This window comes from Streptomyces caniferus (assembly GCF_009811555.1).
GTDB classification, from domain to species: domain Bacteria; phylum Actinomycetota; class Actinomycetes; order Streptomycetales; family Streptomycetaceae; genus Streptomyces; species Streptomyces caniferus.
Map to the genome: position 1 here is coordinate 125,361 of NZ_BLIN01000003.1, position 18,214 is coordinate 143,574.

An 18,214-nucleotide genomic window follows, 5' to 3' on the forward strand; every position below is an offset into this window, starting at 1 on the left:
CGGAACTGAATGAATTGCTGCCCCTTTCCGGAAAAGGGGCTCCGCCGGAATGATGCGCCCGCAAAATATCGTCCACACCTCGATTTCACTCATCGCAAGGAGCCCGTATGCCCACCGGACTCGGCACCTCGTTGCGTCCACCGGACGACTCGGTCCCGCTCTGCGAACTCACGGTCGGCGCCCTGCTGCGGGCCACCGCGGCGGCGCACGGCGAGGCGCTCGCGCTGGCCGGCGTCCCGGAGGACGGCGGCCCCCGGCGCCTGTGGACCTACGCCGCGCTCCTGGCCGAAGCGGAGCACGTGGCGGCCGGAATTCGCGACCGTGTACCCCTGGGAAGCCGGGTGGCCCTCTGGGCGCCCAACATTCCCGAGTGGCCGATATTCGAATACGCCGCGGCACTGGCCGGCGTGACCTTGGTGACGCTGAATCCGACCCTGCGCGCCGGGGAACTGGCACACGCACTGCGTGTTTCCGATCCGGCGATGCTGGTGTACGCGGACCGCAGCCGCGACTACGACATGGCCGCGGTGGTGCGCGAGGTCACGGCCGCGCTGCCGACGCTGCGTCATGTGGTGTCGCTCGGCGCGTGGGAGAGCCTCAAGGGGTCGGCCCCCCTGCCGTCCGACGACGAGATCACCGCGGCCGGTGTGCCCGCCCAGATGCAGTTCACCTCGGGCACGACCGGGGCGCCGAAGGCGGTACTGCTGTCGCACCGCGCCGTGGTGAACGTCTCCCGTTTCACCTTCGCGGGGCTCGGCGTCCGGGAGGGGGCTAACGTCGTCTCGCCGCTGCCCATGTTCCACACCGCGGGCTGTGTGATCTCCTGCCTCGGACCGCTGTGGAGCGGCGGCACGTTCACCCTGCTGGAGCGGTTCAGCCCCAAGCTGCTGCTCGATGTGCTGCGGGAGACGCCCGGCAGTGTACTGACCAGCGTGCCCACCGTGCTCACCGCCCTCAACGACGTGGCCGGGCAGGACTCCGACCGGCCGGTGCTCTCCGCCGTCCTCACCGGTGCCGCGCCGGTCCGCGCCCGGCTCATCGGCGAGACCGAGGAACTCTTCTCGACCACCGTCTTCAATCTCTACGGTCAGACCGAACTCGCTTCGGTGCTCACCCTCACCCGCCCCGACGACTCCGCGCGGTCCAAGACGAGCACGGTGGGCCGGCCACTGCCGCACGCCGAGGTCAAGATCGTCGACCCGCGCTCCGGAGCGGTCCGGCCGCTGGGCGTCCAGGGCGAGATCTGCGCCCGCGGCTATCAGCAGATGCTCGCCTACCACGGTGACCCCGAGGCCACCGGCCGCAAGGTCGACGCCGACGGCTGGCTGCACACCGGCGACCTCGGCTCGATGGACGCGACCGGCGCCCTGCGCATCGACGGACGGCTCAACGAAATCATCATCCGCGGCGGGGAGAACATCTCGCCCGTCGCCGTCGAAGAGGTGCTCTGTACGGCCGCGACGGTGGCCGAGGCCGTGGTGGTCGGCGTTCCCGACGAACGGTGGGGCGAGGTCGTCGCCGCCGTGCTCCGGCCCGCCGCCGGCGCCCGGATCGACCTCGCGGAGCTCGTCGCGCTGTGCCGCGAGCGGATGTCGCCCCACAAGATCCCGGCCCGGTGGTTCCTGGCGGAGCAGTTCCCGCTCACCGCCTCGGGGAAGATCCAGAAGTTCCGGGTGCAGGAGCGGGTCGCCGAGGGCGGCTACGAGCGCCTCGATGCCGAACCGCCCGCCGTCGTCCACACCACCTCGCCGGGAGCGTCATGAAGATCTCGATGCAACTGCGCTACGACGGTGACATCGTCGCCGCCGCCCGGCAGGTGAGCGCACTCGAGGACGCCGGGCTCGACCTCGTCTGGGTACCGGAGGCGTACGGTTTCGACGCCCCCAGCTTCCTGGGGTACCTCGCGGCCCGCACCGGCCGGGTGGAGATCGGCTCCGGCATCCTCTCGGTCTTCACCAGGACGCCCGCCCTGCTCGCCATGACCGCGGCCGGGGTCGACGCCCTGTCAGGAGGGCGCGCCCATCTGGGCATCGGCACCTCCGGCCCGCAGGTCGTCGAGGGCATGCACGGGGTGCCCTACCACGCTCCGGTGGCCCGCACCCGCGAGACCATCGAGGTGATGCGCGCCTTCTGGCGGCGGGACGAGCCGGTGACGTACGACGGCCGCACCGTCCGGCTTCCGCTGCCCGACGGCGACCGGGGCGGCAGCGGTCTCGGTGTTCCGATGCGCCTGCTGACCGCGCCGGTGCGGCCCGAGGTGCCGGTCTGGGTCGCGGCCCTGGGCCCGAAGAACGTGCGGATGGCCGCGGAGACCGCCGACGGGTGGCTGCCGATGTTCTTCGTTCCCGAGTGGTGCGACCAGGTCTGGGGACCGAGTCTGCGGGCCGGCGCCGCCGCCCGCGGCCCCGGTCGCGGACCGCTGAGCATCTCGGCCGGCGGACTGCTCGCCATCGGCCCCGACGCCGCCCGCCACCGCGAGCGCGCCCGCGGTCAACTCGCCCTGTTCATCGGCGGGATGGGAGCGCCGGGCCACAACTACTACTACGACCTGGTCTGCCGCTACGGCTATGCCCGCGAGGCCGAGGCGATCCAGCGGCTCTTCCTGGCGGGCGACCGCAAGGGGGCCGCGGCGGCGGTGCCCGCCGGGCTGCTGGAGGCCACCACCATCTGTGGCCCGGAGAGCTATGTGAAGGACCGGCTCGCCGCCTACCGGGAGGCCGGTGTCACCCACCTCCAGGTCGCTCCGGTGCCGGCGGAGGGCGAGACGGAGGCGGCCCTGCTGACCCGCTTGAAGGACCTGTGCGGTTGATCGCGCTCACCGCCGGCCGGGACCGGTCCCCCGCCGCCCCGGCGCGGGGACGGGGCCCGGCCTCCCGCCGCCGGGAGTACGCCGGCCGGCCCGGTGCGCCCCTCCGGGGCGGTCACCGGGCCGGCCGGCCGGTGTGCGGTGCGTACCGGTCAGACCGGCTCCCTGGCATGGATGCGGGTCAGGGGAAGGAAGGCGTACTCCCCTCCGGACCGGGCCGGACCTTCCAGCAACTGCTGGTCGACCAGGGCCTCCAGGACGTCCTCGGCCTCCCTGGCCGGGCGTCCCAGCACCTCGGCGGCCGAGGCGATGGTGAACGCACCGGCGGCGTCCGCGAGCCTGCGCAACGCCTCCCGGACCACCGGTTCGAGGACCGGCCGACCACGCCCGAGCCGGTCGCGTACGTCGAGGTCCCCCATCGCCAGTTCGTCCAGCCGGTGCACCTCGTCCTCCAGCCGGTCGGCCAGCCGGGACAGCGTCCAGTGCGGCCGTGCCGCCAGCCGCATGCCCGCGACCCGTACCGCCAGCGGCAGCCCTCCGCACAGCCGGACGATCCGGGCGGCGGCGTCGCGCTCACCGCGCACCCGCGCCTGCCCCGCGAGATGCGCGAGCAGCGTGAGTGCCTGGTCGTCGCCGAACGGGGAGACCCGGAAGTGCCGCGCGCCTTCGAGACCGGACAACGGCACCCGGCTGTTGAGGAGCAGGGCGCTGGTCACCCCGCCCGGCACCAGCGGCCGTACGGCCTGCTCGTCCGCCGCGTCGTCGATGACGACCAGCACCTGCCGTTTGGCGAGCAGCCCGCGGTACAGGGCGCTCCGTCCCGGCAGCCCGTCGGGCACCGACTCGGCCGGCACCCCGAGCGCCCTCAGGAACCGCCCCAGCAGGGCACGGACCTCGTCCGGGGAGCCGGTGCGCAGTTCGCCGTGGAGGATGCCGTCACGGAAGGCCGGCCGGGAGGCGGTCGCCACCCGCGCGGTGAGGATGGACTTTCCGACACCGGCCGGGCCGTACAGCGCGGCGATCGGTGCCGCGCCGAACGACACCTGCGGCCCCCGTCCGGTCAAGTGGTGCAGGATCCGCTGCTGTTCGGGCCGGTCCACATAGTCACGGATGCCGGACGGGAGCTGGAACGGGCGGACCGGCTCACCCGCCGGCGCACGGAACACGGCACGGACGGGGACGCGCTCCTCGTCCGTCCGCAGGATGGCGAGTTGTGCGGTGCGCAGCTCCTCACCCGCGCCGATGCCGCTGACATGCCGCAGGCGCCGGTCGATGGCGGCGAACATCTCCAGTGCGGCGGCCCGCTGTCCCGATCCGGCCAGGGCGGTGCCGAGCCGGGCGTGCACCCCCTCGTGCAGGGGGTGGCTCCGCGCGATCGGACCGAGATGGTCGATGACCGACTCGTACTGCCCCCGCGGCAGTACGAGGTCGGCCAGCCGCAGCGCCGACGCCACCCGCTGCTGAGCGGACTCGACGGCGACCGGGTGGCCCCGCAGGCTCTCGCCCATGCCCTCCAGCACCGGTCCCCACCACAGGGACAACGCCGTATCGAGCAGCCGCACTTCGGCCTCGGGGTCGTGCGCCGCGCGGGCCCGGCCCGTCTCGCGGACGAGCCGGCGGAACCGCAGCAGGTCGAGCCGTTCGTCGTCGGGCATCTGCAGCTCGTAGCCGGTGGCGCGGCGGACGAGCAGGGGCTGTGCGCCGTCGGGTCCTGCGTGCATCTCCAGCAGTTGGCGGATGCGGTAGACGTAGGTGTGGATCAACTGGCCGAAGGAGTCCGGGATGTCGTCGCCCCACAGGACGTCGATGATCTCGTCACGGTCGACCACCTGATGGACCCGCAGGGCCAGCAGGCCGAGCAGGCTCTGCTGCTTCGGTGTCCCCGCGGTCAGCTCGACCGGGCCCCTGGAGACCGCGAGCCGGCCCAGGACGCGCAGGACCAGCGGATCGTCGTCGGTGTAGCCGGCCTCGCCCTGCGGTGAGGTGCCCGGCAGATAGGTGAACAGTTCCGGTTCGCTGAGGACTTCGGCGAGCCTCTGGAGCGAACTGGCCCGTGGGGACCTGACGCGGCCCTGCTCGATCTCCCGCAGGGTGCGCAGGCTGATGCCCGATCGTTCGGCGACCACCCGCTGGCTCACGCCGGTGCGGGCCCGGGCGCCGCGGATGAGCGTCCCGATGTCTCTGTGTCCATCTCTGTTCGCAACCAGCTTCATCTGCGAACCAAGCACGTGCGGTTCCTCTCGGCGGACAAGGCTGCCGCCGGCAGCCGGACGAGGTCCGGCCACCGACGGACGATCGACTCGGATGCGGAGCGGCTCAGTCCCACACCAGGGACTTGTCCGGCCCGCCGTCGGCGGAGGGCGCGTCCCACACGACGGAGCCGGGCAGCGCCGAGGCGGTGGTGCGGACGTGGGCCCGGCCGGGCCGGGCGGTGCTCTGGGCGCATGCGAAAGACAGCGCGACGGCGGCGGTGACCGCGGCGGTGCATGCGGCACGGCGGCAGGTACGACGGCTCATGGTTCTCCCCCTGAAGCTCACAGATGCGTGATGCGCACCGCCGTCACGGCGGCTCGGGTGGTCGGCCGAAAGGCGCATCACGCAAAGGTTCTTCACCAGCGATGTGGTGTGTGTGCCGTCAGTCTTGCCGCGGACCCGAGGGATCCCAAGTGTTCGCCCCTGGCCGGAATCGGTCCTGTCCCGTTCCGTCCTCGCCCGTGTCGGGGGTCTCCGCGAGGAGCAGGTTGTGGTAGCAGGGCACCATGACGGAGCCGCAGGAGAGCAGCGTGTAGGCGCGCAGCGGTCCGTCGTCACAGGCACGCCGGGAGAGGCGCAGCGCGGCCCGTTCGGCATCGCGCAGCCGCGGCAGGGCGTGGAACAGCCCGAGGGTGAGCCGGCCGGGTCCGGTCGGGTGCACACTCACGTGCTCAAGGGCGTCGGCGGGGACAGCCGATGCCTTCAACCAGGCCCTCAGGCTGTCGGGGGTTTGCTGCTCAGGCAGAGCACGCCAGTGAGCATGGATCAGATGCATACCGTCAAGCCTCCCGAGTGGACAGGTGTGCCGACAAGCCCGCCCCCCATGGCCGGTTCCGGCCAGCCGATAATTGTTCGGCCCGCTGTTCGGGCCTTATGCCATGATCTTCCCGAGTCCACAGTTCAGGAGGCACACAATGCTGGAATTGCTGGGTCTGGACAGCCGTTCGGAGGCGGTATATAGGTGCATGCTCGCCCGTCCCGGCTCCGGGATATCTGCGATCGCCGAGGCGACCGGTCTATTGGAACAAGAGGTGTGTGAGACCCTCGATTCGCTCAGCGGGCTGGCCCTGGTGCACGCCCCGGAAGAAAGCGGAACGCACTTCAGAGCCGTGTCACCGGAGTTGGGCTTGGAATTTCTCCTGGCCCGACAACAAGCGGAATTGGCCGTTCAGCAATCGAAAGTCCAAGCCTCGCGCGCCGCCGCCGCGAAGCTCATTGCCCAGTACGCCGAACTCCACCCGTCGACGGCCGAGCCGAGCGGCACCTACCTCGTCGGCATCGACGCGATCCGGGAGAAGCTCGCCGTACTGAGCCGGACGGTGCGGCGCAGCGTGATGTGCTTCGCACCGAACGGCGGGCACTCACCCGAGAGCCTGCTGGCCGCCAAGCCCCTGGACCAGCAACTACTGGCGCGCGGCGTCCAGTTGCGGACCATATATCTGGACAGTGTACGCAACAGTCCGCACACCACGGCGTACGCCGAGTGGCTTGCGAGCGAGGGCGGCGAGGTGCGGACCGCGCCGTCACTGCCGGTGCGAATGATCATCATGGACGAGGAATGCGCCGTCATCCCCACCAAGTCGGAGAACACCAAGGACGGTGCGGTCGTCCTGCGCGGCCAGGGCACTCTCGCCGCGCTGTGTGCACTGTTCGAGAGCGTCTGGTCGTCGGCCACCGTCCTGGGTGCGGCCCCGGCGCAGGACGCCTACGGGCTCACCACCCAGGAGCGGGAGGTGCTGGACCTCCTCTACCGGGGTCTGACCGACGAGGCCATAGCGAAGCGGCTGGGCGTCTCGGCCCGGACCGCGCGCCGGGTCGCCAACAACCTGATGGACCGCCTTGGTTCCCGCAGCCGCTTTCAGGCCGGCGCCATGGCCGTACAGCGCCAGTGGCTGCCGCCGCAGCCTGCACCGACCCGGCGCCGACGCCCTGACTGCGGTCCCCACGCGGGGGGCGGATCCCAGTCGAGCTCCGGCGCACGCACACACCACACACCACACACCGTCTCGTCGTCCGCCGCACCTGCTGAGTGCCACTGCTCCTAGTGACCGCCCGATCGCACCGGGTCCGGGCAACCACCCGGCCCGGGTGCGGTTGTCCCTGCCGTCGCTGGCACATCGGGCAGGTCTCCTTTTCCGGCCCAGGCCCGCTCCGAGTCGGGCGCCGCTTCCGACCACGAGAAGCCGCTCGGTCAACTTCTACAACATTGTCGAAGACAAAACACCTCAACCACAAGAGAACCGCTGAGAGTGGCCGAAACGTGGATCCCGCTTCTCCCGCGGTCGAGCCGGGGAAGTCCACAACAACCCTTGCGCGACCTTGGCAGGCCCAGCCTTCCGTAAGCGCCCCCTCCCTGACCACTCATTTCTCGCGTGACGCAATTTGATCCTTCCCCCAGGACCTCGTGGCTATTTTGCGTCGCCGAGGAAATACAGCGAGGGCGCGAAGGCGGCAGGCAAGCGAACTCGCCACCGCCGGCTCCGCCCCGCGTCGACGAAGTGAGAGTCACATCTTCCAGAACAGGAGGAAAAGCCGGCCCGAAACGGCCGCACCCGGCCGCCGGGGCCCCACCCCGGACCGTTATGGGGGCCCGGACGGAGGCCCCGCGGCCCGATAGCGGTCCAGAGCCGACGCCCGCTCGTGGTAAGGAATCCGGGACAGCCGGGAAACCATCGTCCACATGTCCCGCTCCTTGGCGAGTTGGTCCGGCAGCACCAGGCACATCGCGTCCGCGAGGGGTTTGCGGCCCACATTGACCATGGCCCGTACGGCGGCGGCCCACTCGTCGGTACTGGTGACCGCGGACCGGTACCAGACCGGGACGAGCAGGAGCAGCAGCACGATCGTGCCCCACAGCATCGACGTGTCCGGGCGCGCCGTCGCCAGCGTCAGGACGGCCAGGAAGCAGACGACGACATGGCCGTAGAGAAGGGCGACGAAGAAGTCGACGCTGGTGCGGGCGAGTTCGACCTGTCGGCGCACCTGGTCGGGCACGCATCCGGTCAGCTCGTTCCAGAGGACCTGGGTGTCGAGACGGTAGCGGTCGTATCCGTACTCCTCGAAGCGCCGGATGGCGTTGCCGAGCCTGGTGGGCGCGATCTGGTCGTCCGCCACGGGGTACCGGGCGAGGCGTTCGTGCACCAGCGCCCGTTGTGCGGCGGTGCGTCGCCGGTCCCTGCGCGCGGCACGCTCGGTGCGGGGCTGCCCCCGAAGGCGGGCCAGCAGTTCGCCGTCCTCCGGCGAGAGTTCGCCGTCCTCCCGCTCCCGGCGTTCGAGCCGCAGGAGGGACAGCCGGTCGGTGAGGTCGGCTTTCGCCCTGCGGCTGCGGCAGCACCCTGCTTCGTAGGCGGCGGCAGGCCAGAAGAGGTAGCCCTCCAGCAGGCGGTACAGCGGATTCTGAAAGGCGTTGGCGACGATCCCGAGCAGCAGCGAGCCGGTCAGGAACAGCAGCGCGGAACCGCCGCCGGTCGTGGGCCGCAGTCGATGCAGCAGCGTCAGGCCCTGGAGGCCGGGCGCGACGGTGACGAAGAACAGCGCCAGGTTCAGTGCCGTGGGCAGGATCCAGCCCACGAGCAGCGTCCAGGCTCCGCCGAGAACGCCTTTGGCGATGTCTCCCATGGGTTACTCCGACTCCGGCCATTCGTCGTCGTCGGAACTGGTGCTCGGGCCAGGGGAGGTGTGGCGGGTGGGCGGCATCTGGGGTGAAGCACCGATCCGCCCCATCACCTGGGTGAGTGCGGCACCGGAAGCGAGGAATCCGACCACCGCCTGCGCCTGCGCGATCACCTGGCGCAGCCGGGCAAGCCGACCCGGCGTGACCGAGCCGGTCTGCTCGATCTCGGCCTGCGCACCCTCCAACTCCGCTGCCAGAACGTCGACTTCCGCCGTCGGCCGGACCCTTGCGAGATCGGCACGGAGCTCTCGGACCACCGTGGCGAGCTCGTTCGTCACAGGGTCCAGAGACGAACCGGACACCGGCGACACCACGGTGTTGTGGTCACCGATAGAGAACGCGCTGCCCTGCACATTCCCGATATGGATCTCCGGCTCCTCGTCCTCACGCCTGTCCTTCGATGCCATGGGTTCCCCTCTGTACCGCCGTTGGACGTCGACCACGGACCTGGAGCTGTTGTGCAACCGCTCGGACGAGGCCCAAACCAGTTCGCTGGTTCCCGGGTCATACGGCCCCGGCCGCTCTAAGGTGTCGGCCACCACCAACTCGGGAGCCGGACATGTCCACCGTCACCACTGCGTTCTTCACTTGCCCGCTGGGTGACGACGCCGCCCTGATACCGCGCACCGTCGCGATCGCGGACGCGTACCAGGCGCTGCTGGAGCTCAACTACGAGCACCTCGCCCGCTTCCCGGGATTCGACAGGCGCCCGACGCCGGAAGCCACTCGTGCGGCCTTGGAGCAAAGGGGGCAGGCGTGGCTGCGGGGGTCGGAGTTGCCGATGGCCATCGCGGTGAAGGCGGAAGGCGGGTGGCGCCTGGTAGGAGCGGTCAACCTGTTGATCGACGGCTCCGCACGCTCGGGCGAGGTGGGCTACTGGCTCGACGCCGACCACCAGGGCCGCGGACTGGTCACCCGGGCCGTCACCGCCGTGCTCGACCACGCCTTCGGTCCGCTCGGCCTGCATCGCGTGGTGCTGGAGACCACCACCACCAACGCACGCAGCCAAGGCGTGGCCCGGCGCCTGGGGTTCACCCAGGAGGGCGTGCTGCGCGAAGGTGCCGCACACCCCGACGCACGCTACGACGCAGTCATCTTCGGTCTCCTGGCACGCGAGTGGCACAAGGCAGCGGCCTGACCACCATGGTTTCCGTACCCGTCCAGGCCATTCGGACCCGGCGGCTGGACCTCCTGCCGCTACGCGTCGAACACGCCGAAGAGATGGCCACGGCGCTGTCCGACCCGGCCCTGCACACCTTCATCGGCGGCACCCCGGACACTCCGCAGGGGCTGCGTGCGCGCTGTCAACGCATGGTCGCCGACTCCCCCGACCCGGACATCGCCTGGCGCAACTGGGTGATCCGGCTCCGCGACGCAGCATGTCTGACGGGCACGGTCCAGGCGACGATCGACTGCTCCGGCCAAGCCCCCCTCGCCGAGATCGCCTGGGTAGTGGGAACCCCGTGGCAAGGGCGGGGCATCGCCACCGAGGCCGCCCAAGGACTCCTCACCTGGCTCGATACCCAGGGCGTCCGGACCGTCCTCGCCCACATCCACCCCGACCACCTGGCGTCCGCCGCCGTCGCCACGGCCTGCGGACTCACGCCCACAGAGGACCGGCAGGACGGAGAGGTCCGATGGCGCCGGACGATCAGGTGACCGCCACAGCACAAGGACGGGCACCGAGGATGATGCTGGAAGGGACGACGGACGGTGTGGGTGGAACGTGTCGATCGCTGGCCGTGAGAGGGGCACGAATCATCGGTTGACCGGCATGCCGGCTCCCGCGCCGCGGCCCGGGCGTGCGAGGGCAACGAAAGCCCTCTGCTCTCCCTCACTGCTCATGGACGGCCTCCCGACGGGCCGGTCCGGCCGCCCGCAGTTGCCGGCCTTCCTCGTACGTCAGCGCCGCTGCCGGGAGCGCCGCCTCGCGGCCACTGAGGATCACCGTCAGGTTCCCCTGGGCAGGTGCCTCGGGGGCGGGCTGTTCGCCGATCCGGCGCAGTGCCTGGGCGGCGACCGCGTCGGCCGAACCGTAGAGCGCGAGTGGTGGCCGGCCGGGGCGCTGCACGGCTTCGCGGATGTGCCGCTCGACGAGTTCGTAGTGGGTGCAGCCCAGCACGACGGCCTTCACCTCGTCCGGGGTACGCGCCGCCGCGGCGGCGACCGCACGTCCGATGGCCGCCTCGTCCGCGCACTCGACGGCGTCGGAGAGCCCGGGGCACGGCACCTCGGTGACGCGTACGTCGGCCGCGAACTCCTCGATGAGACCGCGCTGATAGGGGCTGCCGGTGGTTGCGGGGGTGGCCCATACGGCGACCGGTCCGCTTCCCGCGGCGGCCGGCTTGATCGCCGGGACGGTGCCGATGACCGGCAGGTCAGCACCCAGGCGGGCGCGCAGGGCGGGTAGGGCATGCACAGAAGCCGTGTTGCAGGCGACGATCAGCGCGTCGGGGCGTCGGGCAGCAGCCGATTCGGCGACGGTGAGGGCGCGGGCCGTGACGTCCTGCGGGGTGCGCGGCCCCCAGGGCATGCCGTCGGGGTCGGAGGCGAGGACGAGATCGGCGTCGGGCCGCAGACGTCGTACCGCGGCGGCCGCCGCCAGCAGTCCGATCCCCGCGTCCATGAGCGCGATCTTCACCCGGCTCGCGCGGGGCGGTGCCGGTACGCCTGCCGCGTGGTTCTCTCGACGCCGCTGGAGTGTGCGCTCGTACCGCTCCGAAACCTTCTCGTCCACGCCCGTTGCCTCTCGTGTGCCGTTCGTCCATGCCACTGGCGGAGAGTGTGCACCGGCCATCGGCCTCAACGGCATGGCCAATGTCAGGAGAGTGGTACGGCCTCCGGTCCCGGAGCCGCCGGAGCCGGTTCGAGCAGATTGCGCCGCAGGGCCGCGACCACCTCGTCGTCGATGCCGAGCAGGTCGGCGGTGTACCCGGGCACGGATCCGTACCGTTGTGCCAGGTCCGTGAGGAACAACCGCATCACGTCCTCGGGCGCCCGTCCGTAACCGGGCCAGGTCGGCTCCTGACCGGGGTGGTCGGCCCGCCAGTCGGCGAGGAGACGCTCCGTCGCGAGTTCGGTGCGCGCGAAGTCCTTGATGATGTCGGCCTCGGAAACCCCTACGAGACCCAGGACAAGGGCGGCCAACAGACCGGTGCGGTCCTTCCCCGAAGTGCAGTGGAACACGGTCGGGCGGTCCTGGGCGGCGGCGATCGCCCTGAGAGCCCGGCCCAGTTCCTCGACGCCGTCGTGTGCGACCTCCATGTACCGCTCGGCGAGGAAGGGTCCGGTCTCGACCTCCGGGCCGAGGCTCGGCTGGTCGTAGGGGCGGTGCTCGACGCTGAGATGGTGGTAGGCGAATGACGGGTGATCAGGGACCCGTCCCTTGGCCGCGATCTCCCAGTCGTAGCGCAGGTCGATCACGGTGCCGATGTCCAGGGCCAGGAACCGGTCCCAGTCCTCGCCCCGGAGTTTGGCCAGCGAGTCGGAGCGGAACAGCCGCCCCCTGCGCACCACACAGCCCTCGTCATTGGAGTAGCCGCCGAGGTCACGGAAGTTGTGCAGCCGATCGAACGATATGTGTCGGTTCACCACGGCAGCCTATGTCCGAGCCTGCCGGGCAGCCCACGAGGAAGACAAACGAGTCCCCGGCACGTCAGGCCCCGGCGAGCCGCAGGTCGATCCAGGGAATGGTGTCCCCCGGCAGCAGGTATCGCTCGGTCTCGACGAACCCGTGCCTCCGTGCGAACCGCAGTCCCTCCTCATTGGAGGACAGGACGACGGTCTCGATCACCTCGGCGCCCAGCTCCCGGGACCGGTCGAGCCCTCGCGCATAGAGTTCCTCGCCCAGCCCCTGTCCACGATGAGCGGCGAGCACGCGGGCGATGACCGTGGCCGTCCGCGAGTCGTCCGTCGGCGGACGCACCGTGCTGCACCCCACGAGCACGTCACCGAGGTACGCGACCTCCAGGTGGTGGCGCTGACTGCGTTCCCGTACCTCGTCCAGAGACAGGAGGTGGGTAGGGATGATCACGTTGTGCACGTGCTGCCAGTCTTTGAACGCGGCGTCGCCGTCCGGCTGCTGGATATGAAGGTGAGACATCGCAGCAGGAGACCCGAGCACACCCCGGACGTCAAGTCTGTTTGTCATCCCGGCGCGCCGTCGCTGCCTCGGAAAGGGCACACCGTCACGAGCTGCAGCCGCTCCGGACACTGTCCAAACGCCCCGTCCACCTGCCGCGGGCGCTAAGTTGGGACGACCGAGCAGGCCTGCCCCGAAGGACGCACCGATGACCGAAGCGCCGTCCGACTACACCGCCGGTGTCGACCCCGAGCGAGCCCTCAAATTCGCCGTCCAGCACATCAAGGGCGATCGAGCCCAGATCGTCGAAGGGGTCATCGAGCCCGTGTCACCGACCTGGGACCACGAAGCGGCGGCGGAGGTCGTCCGCGACCAGATCCGCGCTCGCGCTCGTGAACTCGACTGCGTCACCGGCAGCGGCAACCTGGACCTGCCCGGCTCGTCCAACTGGTACGTCCCCGACATCGCCGTGGTGCCGACCGCGGCGGCGAAGGGCGCCGGGGCCCTGCTCCCGGCGGACACGCTGCTCGTCGTCGAGGTGACCTCGGAGTCGAACGGCGATACGGACCGTGTGGTCAAGCGGCGCCGGTACGCCGAGTACGGGGCGCCGCTCTACCTCCTGGTCGACCGCCAGGAACGCTCCGTCATTCTCTACTCCGAGCCCGGCCGGCTCGGCTACACCCGTTCCGACGGACCTCATCCGTACGGCACCACCCTGCACATCCCCGCGCCGTTCGGCCTGGACCTCGACACCAGCGGCCTCTGACTGCCCGCGCGCACAGTCTTCGACGGGCCGCATCCCCACCCAGCCGGGCACCGCATGCGCCCCCACCGGAGTCCGTATGCGGTGTCCCACAAAAGGCGGGGGCCCGCAGGAAAGCCTGCGGGCCACCGCCTGAGTCTCTGATGGGCGGGCCACCTCTGTCCGAGGAACGAGGTGGCGTCGTCACCGGCGAAGTGCCTCGTCGGCCTTTGACGCGGCCTGGCGCAGATCGCTCGTCGCCCGCTCGACACGGCCTTCGGCGGTCATCCGCTCGTTGCCCACGGCACGGCCCAGGGTTTCCTTGGCGGCGCCCTTGGCCTGCTTGGTCTTGGCCGTCATCTTGTCGGTGGCGGTCATGGTCGCACTCCTTCTCGCGTTGGTGTGTTTCCCTGACGCAAGATCGCCTGCCCCTGCCGAAGCCCAACAAACGCCTGCCCCGGCAGCCCTCTTGTCCGGGCAGCGGGCTCGGCACGGCCGACCAGTTCGGCCGTAGAGTCCGGTTCTTCCAGGGCCAGTTGACGCATCCGCGGGTTGGGGTCCTCGACGTAGCGAAGGAGGTCACGTCGTGGAAAGTTGGGGTGGCCATGCGGCCGGTCGGGCGTGCTGAGGCTGCCGGTCCACCATTGCCACACCTCCAGGAACATGTCGGCGGGTGCGTCGTCGCAGGACTCGGCGAGGTCGGGCCGGTCCCTGCGCACGGTCACGGCCGGCTCGACCGCTGTCTCGCCTTCTCCTTCTGCCCCGCCCCCGCCCTCGTTCCCACCCGAACGGATCGTGCGCCAGGCGGCCCGCGGCGGGAGCACGTCCTCGGGCCGCCAGTCCCCCACGACTTCCAGCCCGGCTCGTTCCAGCAGCTGCGCGAGCTTGTCTCCCCCACATGTCGTGGGAGCCCACCCTGCCCGAGTCGGCCCTCTGCCTCTCCGGCGGCTGACGGGGCGGGCCGCGCGCTGTTCTCGGCGACTCGCCCTGGGCCTGCCGCCGATTCGGTGCCGAAGCGCGGGCGCGACGAGCAGTTCTCGAGTTCCTGCTGTCAGGCGCGCCAGAGCTGCGGAAACGCGCGAATTCCGATGGCGTTGCGCCTGTGAGCCCGGGCCGGAGGCAGGTGCAGGACTCAAGTCGTAGCTCGGCCACGGGAATGCGGAAGACGAAGTGCTGCGCGTGGGGGATACTTCCTCTGGAGGTCGTGACGTCGGACGGCTCTTCCCATGTCAGCACCGTTGCCCGAGACCGTGGCAAGCAGCCGCTGTTCATGTCGAAGCCGGATTCGTCACCGCCCTCCCTACCCCCAAAAACGGCCGCTCCCGCGCCCGCGCGCCTCAGGGCAGATCCTGAGGTGGTCGGTAGCGGATGTGACGTTTTACCCCCCAGCATGGGCTGATCGCAGCCACGAACCCGGAGCCCGAATGAACCCGCCTTTCCCCCGCCCGGCCAAGCCCGACTACACGAAGGTGTTCGTGGAGCCTGCCTACCCTGAGGGCGAGCCGTACGGGGGCACCGACCAGGACGACGACGATTCCGGCTTCCCTGCTTCGGGCCGGTCCCAGCCCGATCTCCCCGAGGGGCGATAGACCGACAGACTTGGCTCGACACATCGGGGCAGTGGCATCGGTCCCCCGCCCCCTGTGTCGACGCGAACTCAACCGGAGAATCCAGCCAACGGTTCTTCCACCGGGATGCGCAGTGGCCGTCTTCGACGGCGGCCGGCTGCCCCGGTCGGCTCTGCCAGTGGGTGCGAAGGGGCGCCCGTGAGTGGTTCTCCGCAATAGCCGGGAGGCAGTTCCCGCGCTGGCCGGGAGGCAATTCCCAGCACTGGCCCCCGCGATGGTTCAGGTCTCGCTCGGTCCATGAAATCCGCTGGTGCACGCCCCACCGTGCCTGGCAGGATCCCCTCATGACCTATGGAAGCGAGCCCCACCCCACCCGGTGAGCGCCCCGGCAGAGGGTGGCGCCACCACCCTTCGTCCCTCCCTGTACGAGTACGCCCTGCGCCTGCATCGCGCGGAGCCCGGGGGTAGCCGGCCCAAGGGTGGCTACCGGCTGCCCGACATGCCGGAACGCCGTGGCAACCCCGGCCGGAGAGAAACGCAAGCAGCCGTCACCGAGCTTCTCGCCCCCTTGTCGGCCGACCCGGACACCGCCCGTGCGGCCGATGAGATCCACCTCCGCCTCCAGGAACTGGGTGCAGCGGATCGTCACCTCCTGGCCGCGGTCGCCCAAGTGCCCCTGGCGGACGAGACGGCTGCCCGCGCTCTCGGCCGCCATCTGGTGGGCAAGGGCACCAGCACATCGGCCGTGGCCGTCGGCCTGGGTCTCCTGGCCCGCCTCGGTGAGCCGGAGGACGTTCCCCGTCTCGAAGTCCTCGGCCTGCTGCACGGTTTCGCCCGCCCGGTCGTCGAGACGCTCGACGCCCTGGACCGCCCGAGCGCCGCACTGGTGTGGCTGGGCCAATACGCCGAAGGCAGGGAACTGCGCCAGTTGGTCGACGCCCTCGCCGCGCGCGATGACCGATCCGCCCGTGCCCGGCTCCTGGCGATCCCCCTCGATCCCCGTACGGTGGGGCCCTCGGCCTCCCGCAGGATCGCCGAAGCCGTCCGGCTCGCCGACATCCTGCGCAAGGATCCCGTCGCCCCGGCCGTCCTCGCCCAGGCCGGCCGGCTGCTCTTCCGGATGACCAGTCAGCAGGACTACCAGGCGGAGATCCTCGCCTACCCTGAGGCCGTCCTCGCATACGAGGCCCTCGTCACGCGAGCCTCCCAACTGCCCCCGAGCCTCCCCCATTACGCGACTCTGCTCTCGCTCGCCCTCGATCTCTCCAGCGGACCCAGCGTGCTCCTCGATTGGCGGCCCGGGCAGCGCGAGGGGTTGCTGGACACTCTGGAGTCGGTGCTGACTTCGTCCGACTGGTCTGCTGTCCTGGCCGCTGAGCCCCCAGCCGACCCCGCCGAATGCCACCGGGCCCGCTGGCTGCAGCGCACGGCACGGCAGCCGTTCGCCCGCCGCCCCGCAGCGGCCCGGCTCCAGATCGAGGCCACCGTGCGCGACCCGACGGACCCGGCCACCGTGGAGACCCGACTGCTGCTCGACGGCCGCCCGTTGGTGCCGGAGGCTTTCGGCCTGGGCCCCGCCAACTCCCCCGAGGAACTTCTCCACACCGGCCGCCTACGGGCCACGGCCGAACCCCGCGAAGTGCAGCTTGCCGAGGCCTACTGCACCGAGGGGTGCTGCGGTGCGCTCTACGTCACCATCTGCCGCGAAGGGGAACATGTCGTATGGCGCGACTGGCGCCGCCCGGCCGTGCCGCCTTCCCGGCGGCCCCTGCCCGAGCTCCCTGTATACCGCTTCGACGCGGCCGCCTACGATGCCGAAATCGCGCGCGCCGAGAACGACCACTCATGGGCATGGCCGGCACGCAACACCGCGCGGCTCATCTCCGCGGGCTTGCGCAAACGGCCGAGCCTCCTCACCCAGTGGGACGCCCGGCGAGGCTGGATCGGCACCGACTTCACCGACCCGGACGTGACCGTGCTGTCCTTCACCTACTGGCCGGGCCTTGCCGCCGGGCAGAGGGACGAGGACGGCCCGTGGCTGCAGTTCCTCTGGCGCCTCCCTGACAACGGCTCTCCTCCGGAAGACCAGGCTGCCGCCGCCCTGCACCGCCTCGCCACGGCGGACCCGAAGACCTACGCGGAGGTCAGGGGCGGCAGCCCCGCGTACGCCGAGGCGCTCGGCTTTCCCTGGCCCGAGCACAGGAGCCGGTAGACATAGCCGCGCTTGTCGAACCTGGTCGCAACCGCGCGGAAGGCCTTCAGCTTGTTGATCGCCCGTTCGACGGTGTTGCGCTTCTTGTAGCGGTCCTTGTCGAAGTCGGGCGGCCGACCGCCGGCCCTGCCGCGTCGGACCCGGTTGACGGCCTGGTCAGCTTTCTCCGGGATGACGTGCCGGATTCCTCGTCTGTGCAGGTAGCGGCGGGTTCGGCGGTTGCTGTAGCCCTTGTCGGCGCTGACACTGTCCGGCTTCGTGCGCGGCCTGCCGGCAGCCCGCCGCGGCACGCGGATCTTGTCCATGACCGGCTCGAACTGGGTGCAGTCGGCGCACTGTCCGGGCGTGATGACCAGCGAGAGCACCCGGCAGTGACCGTCCGCACTCAGGTGGATCTTGGTGGTGAACCCGCCGCGTGAGCGGCCGAGCGCCTCCCCTCCCGCACCGCCTCCGCCAGCCGGTCGATCAGTCCCGCCCGGATCCGAGCGGCTTTGACCGCCCGGGCGAAGCCCCTTTTGACGGCGGGCGGCGGAGCGTGCCGGGCGCCGGCGGCGTGGTGGTGCGCGCGCACGGACGTCGAGTCGACCGAGGTGTCCCAGTCGATCTCGCCGGCCGCGTCCGCCTCGGCCTGAACCTGCTGGAGGAGCATCTCCCACGTTCCGTCCGCCGACCAGCGGCGATGCCGCTCGTGCACCGTCTTCCACGGTCCGTACCGCTCCGGCAGATCACGCCACTGCACGCCCGTACGTATCCGGTAGAGCACCCCGTTCACGACCTGGCGGTGGTCCCGCCACCTGCCGCAACGCCCGTTGCTCACTGGTAGAAGCGGCTCCAGCCGCGCCCACTGAGCATCCGCCAAGTCACCTCTGTCTCCCACAG

At 70.8% G+C, this 18,214-nt stretch carries 18 protein-coding genes; 8 read left to right on the top strand and 10 right to left on the bottom strand.

Going from position 1 to position 18,214, the window contains the following annotated elements:
• Nucleotides 1-107 precede the first annotated feature (107 nt).
• Together Scani_RS09230 and Scani_RS09235 are read left to right on the top strand one after the other, a co-directional pair.
• Nucleotides 108-1,763, top strand: coding sequence for a class I adenylate-forming enzyme family protein (locus Scani_RS09230; protein WP_159472168.1), 1,656 nt, complete (start codon nucleotides 108-110; stop codon nucleotides 1,761-1,763).
• Nucleotides 1,760-2,809: an LLM class F420-dependent oxidoreductase gene (locus tag Scani_RS09235; RefSeq protein ID WP_159472170.1), complete on the top strand. Its 1,050-nt coding sequence runs from the start codon at nucleotides 1,760-1,762 to the stop codon at nucleotides 2,807-2,809. Before Scani_RS09230 ends, Scani_RS09235 begins: the two co-directional genes overlap by 4 nt.
• 149 nt (nucleotides 2,810-2,958) lie before the next feature.
• On the opposite strand, the gene Scani_RS09240 is transcribed toward Scani_RS09235, so the two are convergent.
• The 3 genes from Scani_RS09240 to Scani_RS09250 all read right to left on the bottom strand — a co-directional run bounded on the left by Scani_RS09240 (nucleotide 2,959) and on the right by Scani_RS09250 (nucleotide 5,726).
• Nucleotides 2,959-5,019, bottom strand: coding sequence for a BTAD domain-containing putative transcriptional regulator (locus Scani_RS09240; RefSeq protein WP_159472173.1), 2,061 nt, complete (start codon nucleotides 5,017-5,019; stop codon nucleotides 2,959-2,961).
• A gap of 103 nt (nucleotides 5,020-5,122) precedes the next feature.
• Entirely contained in the window at nucleotides 5,123-5,323 is a 201-nt protein-coding gene (locus tag Scani_RS09245; protein ID WP_159472176.1) for a hypothetical protein, read from the bottom strand.
• Nucleotides 5,324-5,441: 118 nt separating this feature from the next.
• Complete coding sequence (locus Scani_RS09250; RefSeq protein WP_159472179.1) at nucleotides 5,442-5,726, bottom strand: hypothetical protein; 285 nt, start codon at nucleotides 5,724-5,726, stop codon at nucleotides 5,442-5,444.
• 247 nt (nucleotides 5,727-5,973) lie between these two features.
• Here Scani_RS09250 and Scani_RS09255 point away from each other — a divergent pair, with 247 nt between their 5' ends.
• A complete protein-coding gene (locus Scani_RS09255; RefSeq protein WP_159472182.1) occupies nucleotides 5,974-7,104 on the top strand; it encodes a helix-turn-helix transcriptional regulator in 1,131 nt (376 codons plus the stop codon).
• 535 nt (nucleotides 7,105-7,639) lie between these two features.
• Here the strand turns inward: Scani_RS09255 and Scani_RS09260 are convergent.
• Nucleotides 7,640-8,677, bottom strand: a complete 1,038-nt coding sequence (locus tag Scani_RS09260) for a hypothetical protein (RefSeq protein WP_159472185.1) — start codon at nucleotides 8,675-8,677, stop codon at nucleotides 7,640-7,642.
• Between the two features lie 3 nt (nucleotides 8,678-8,680).
• Nucleotides 8,681-9,139 (bottom strand): hypothetical protein, encoded by a 459-nt coding sequence (locus tag Scani_RS09265; protein WP_174872661.1) that lies wholly within the window; start codon nucleotides 9,137-9,139, stop codon nucleotides 8,681-8,683.
• 152 nt (nucleotides 9,140-9,291) lie between these two features.
• On the opposite strand from Scani_RS09265, the gene Scani_RS09270 reads away from it, so the two are divergent.
• Together Scani_RS09270 and Scani_RS09275 are read left to right on the top strand one after the other, a co-directional pair.
• On the top strand, nucleotides 9,292-9,870 hold the full coding sequence (locus tag Scani_RS09270) for a GNAT family N-acetyltransferase (protein WP_159472188.1): 579 nt from the start codon (nucleotides 9,292-9,294) through the stop codon (nucleotides 9,868-9,870).
• A 5-nt stretch (nucleotides 9,871-9,875) separates the two neighbouring features.
• The gene (locus Scani_RS09275) at nucleotides 9,876-10,391 is read left to right on the top strand and encodes a GNAT family N-acetyltransferase (protein WP_159472191.1); all 516 of its coding nucleotides are present in this window, start codon (nucleotides 9,876-9,878) and stop codon (nucleotides 10,389-10,391) included.
• 175 nt (nucleotides 10,392-10,566) lie between these two features.
• On the opposite strand, the gene Scani_RS09280 is transcribed toward Scani_RS09275, so the two are convergent.
• The 3 genes from Scani_RS09280 to Scani_RS09290 all read right to left on the bottom strand — a co-directional run bounded on the left by Scani_RS09280 (nucleotide 10,567) and on the right by Scani_RS09290 (nucleotide 12,834).
• Complete coding sequence (locus Scani_RS09280; protein ID WP_167538088.1) at nucleotides 10,567-11,373, bottom strand: glutamate racemase; 807 nt, start codon at nucleotides 11,371-11,373, stop codon at nucleotides 10,567-10,569.
• A gap of 179 nt (nucleotides 11,374-11,552) precedes the next feature.
• The gene (locus tag Scani_RS09285; RefSeq protein ID WP_159472194.1) at nucleotides 11,553-12,323 is read right to left on the bottom strand and encodes a tyrosine-protein phosphatase; all 771 of its coding nucleotides are present in this window, start codon (nucleotides 12,321-12,323) and stop codon (nucleotides 11,553-11,555) included.
• Nucleotides 12,324-12,387: 64 nt separating this feature from the next.
• Nucleotides 12,388-12,834 (bottom strand): GNAT family N-acetyltransferase, encoded by a 447-nt coding sequence (locus tag Scani_RS09290; protein WP_159472197.1) that lies wholly within the window; start codon nucleotides 12,832-12,834, stop codon nucleotides 12,388-12,390.
• 187 nt (nucleotides 12,835-13,021) lie between these two features.
• Between Scani_RS09290 and Scani_RS09295 the strand changes: the two genes are divergently transcribed.
• Nucleotides 13,022-13,579, top strand: a complete 558-nt coding sequence (locus Scani_RS09295; RefSeq protein WP_159472200.1) for a Uma2 family endonuclease — start codon at nucleotides 13,022-13,024, stop codon at nucleotides 13,577-13,579.
• A gap of 180 nt (nucleotides 13,580-13,759) precedes the next feature.
• Here Scani_RS09295 and Scani_RS09300 read toward each other — a convergent pair whose 3' ends face one another.
• A complete protein-coding gene (locus Scani_RS09300) occupies nucleotides 13,760-13,933 on the bottom strand; it encodes a CsbD family protein (RefSeq protein ID WP_159472202.1) in 174 nt (57 codons plus the stop codon).
• A 1,046-nt stretch (nucleotides 13,934-14,979) separates the two neighbouring features.
• On the opposite strand from Scani_RS09300, the gene Scani_RS09305 reads away from it, so the two are divergent.
• Together Scani_RS09305 and Scani_RS09310 are read left to right on the top strand one after the other, a co-directional pair.
• Nucleotides 14,980-15,144, top strand: a complete 165-nt coding sequence (locus Scani_RS09305) for a hypothetical protein (RefSeq protein WP_159472205.1) — start codon at nucleotides 14,980-14,982, stop codon at nucleotides 15,142-15,144.
• Nucleotides 15,145-15,499: 355 nt separating this feature from the next.
• Nucleotides 15,500-17,335: a hypothetical protein gene (locus Scani_RS09310; RefSeq protein ID WP_167538063.1), complete on the top strand. Its 1,836-nt coding sequence runs from the start codon at nucleotides 15,500-15,502 to the stop codon at nucleotides 17,333-17,335.
• Here Scani_RS09310 and Scani_RS09315 read toward each other — a convergent pair.
• A protein-coding gene (locus Scani_RS09315) for an IS5 family transposase (RefSeq protein WP_371872328.1) occupies nucleotides 17,257-18,212 on the bottom strand; the annotation gives its coding sequence in 2 pieces (ribosomal slippage) (nucleotides 17,257-17,859 and nucleotides 17,862-18,212; 954 coding nt in all). The genes Scani_RS09310 and Scani_RS09315 overlap by 79 nt on opposite strands.
• Nucleotides 18,213-18,214: the final 2 nt, after the last annotated feature.

Excerpts from the sequence above, each read along its gene's own strand:
- Scani_RS09230 (WP_159472168.1), top strand. The coding sequence starts at position 108 with ATGCCCACCGGACTCGGCACCTCGTTGCGTCCACCGGACGACTCGGTC.
- Scani_RS09235 (WP_159472170.1), top strand. The coding sequence starts at position 1,760 with ATGAAGATCTCGATGCAACTGCGCTACGACGGTGACATCGTCGCCGCC.
- Scani_RS09240 (WP_159472173.1), bottom strand. The coding sequence starts at position 5,019 with ATGAAGCTGGTTGCGAACAGAGATGGACACAGAGACATCGGGACGCTC.
- Scani_RS09245 (WP_159472176.1), bottom strand. The coding sequence starts at position 5,323 with ATGAGCCGTCGTACCTGCCGCCGTGCCGCATGCACCGCCGCGGTCACC.
- Scani_RS09255 (WP_159472182.1), top strand. The coding sequence starts at position 5,974 with ATGCTGGAATTGCTGGGTCTGGACAGCCGTTCGGAGGCGGTATATAGG.
- Scani_RS09260 (WP_159472185.1), bottom strand. The coding sequence starts at position 8,677 with ATGGGAGACATCGCCAAAGGCGTTCTCGGCGGAGCCTGGACGCTGCTC.
- Scani_RS09265 (WP_174872661.1), bottom strand. The coding sequence starts at position 9,139 with ATGGCATCGAAGGACAGGCGTGAGGACGAGGAGCCGGAGATCCATATC.
- Scani_RS09270 (WP_159472188.1), top strand. The coding sequence starts at position 9,292 with ATGTCCACCGTCACCACTGCGTTCTTCACTTGCCCGCTGGGTGACGAC.
- Scani_RS09275 (WP_159472191.1), top strand. The coding sequence starts at position 9,876 with ATGGTTTCCGTACCCGTCCAGGCCATTCGGACCCGGCGGCTGGACCTC.
- Scani_RS09290 (WP_159472197.1), bottom strand. The coding sequence starts at position 12,834 with ATGTCTCACCTTCATATCCAGCAGCCGGACGGCGACGCCGCGTTCAAA.
- Scani_RS09295 (WP_159472200.1), top strand. The coding sequence starts at position 13,022 with ATGACCGAAGCGCCGTCCGACTACACCGCCGGTGTCGACCCCGAGCGA.
- Scani_RS09300 (WP_159472202.1), bottom strand. The coding sequence starts at position 13,933 with ATGACCGCCACCGACAAGATGACGGCCAAGACCAAGCAGGCCAAGGGC.
- Scani_RS09305 (WP_159472205.1), top strand. The coding sequence starts at position 14,980 with ATGAACCCGCCTTTCCCCCGCCCGGCCAAGCCCGACTACACGAAGGTG.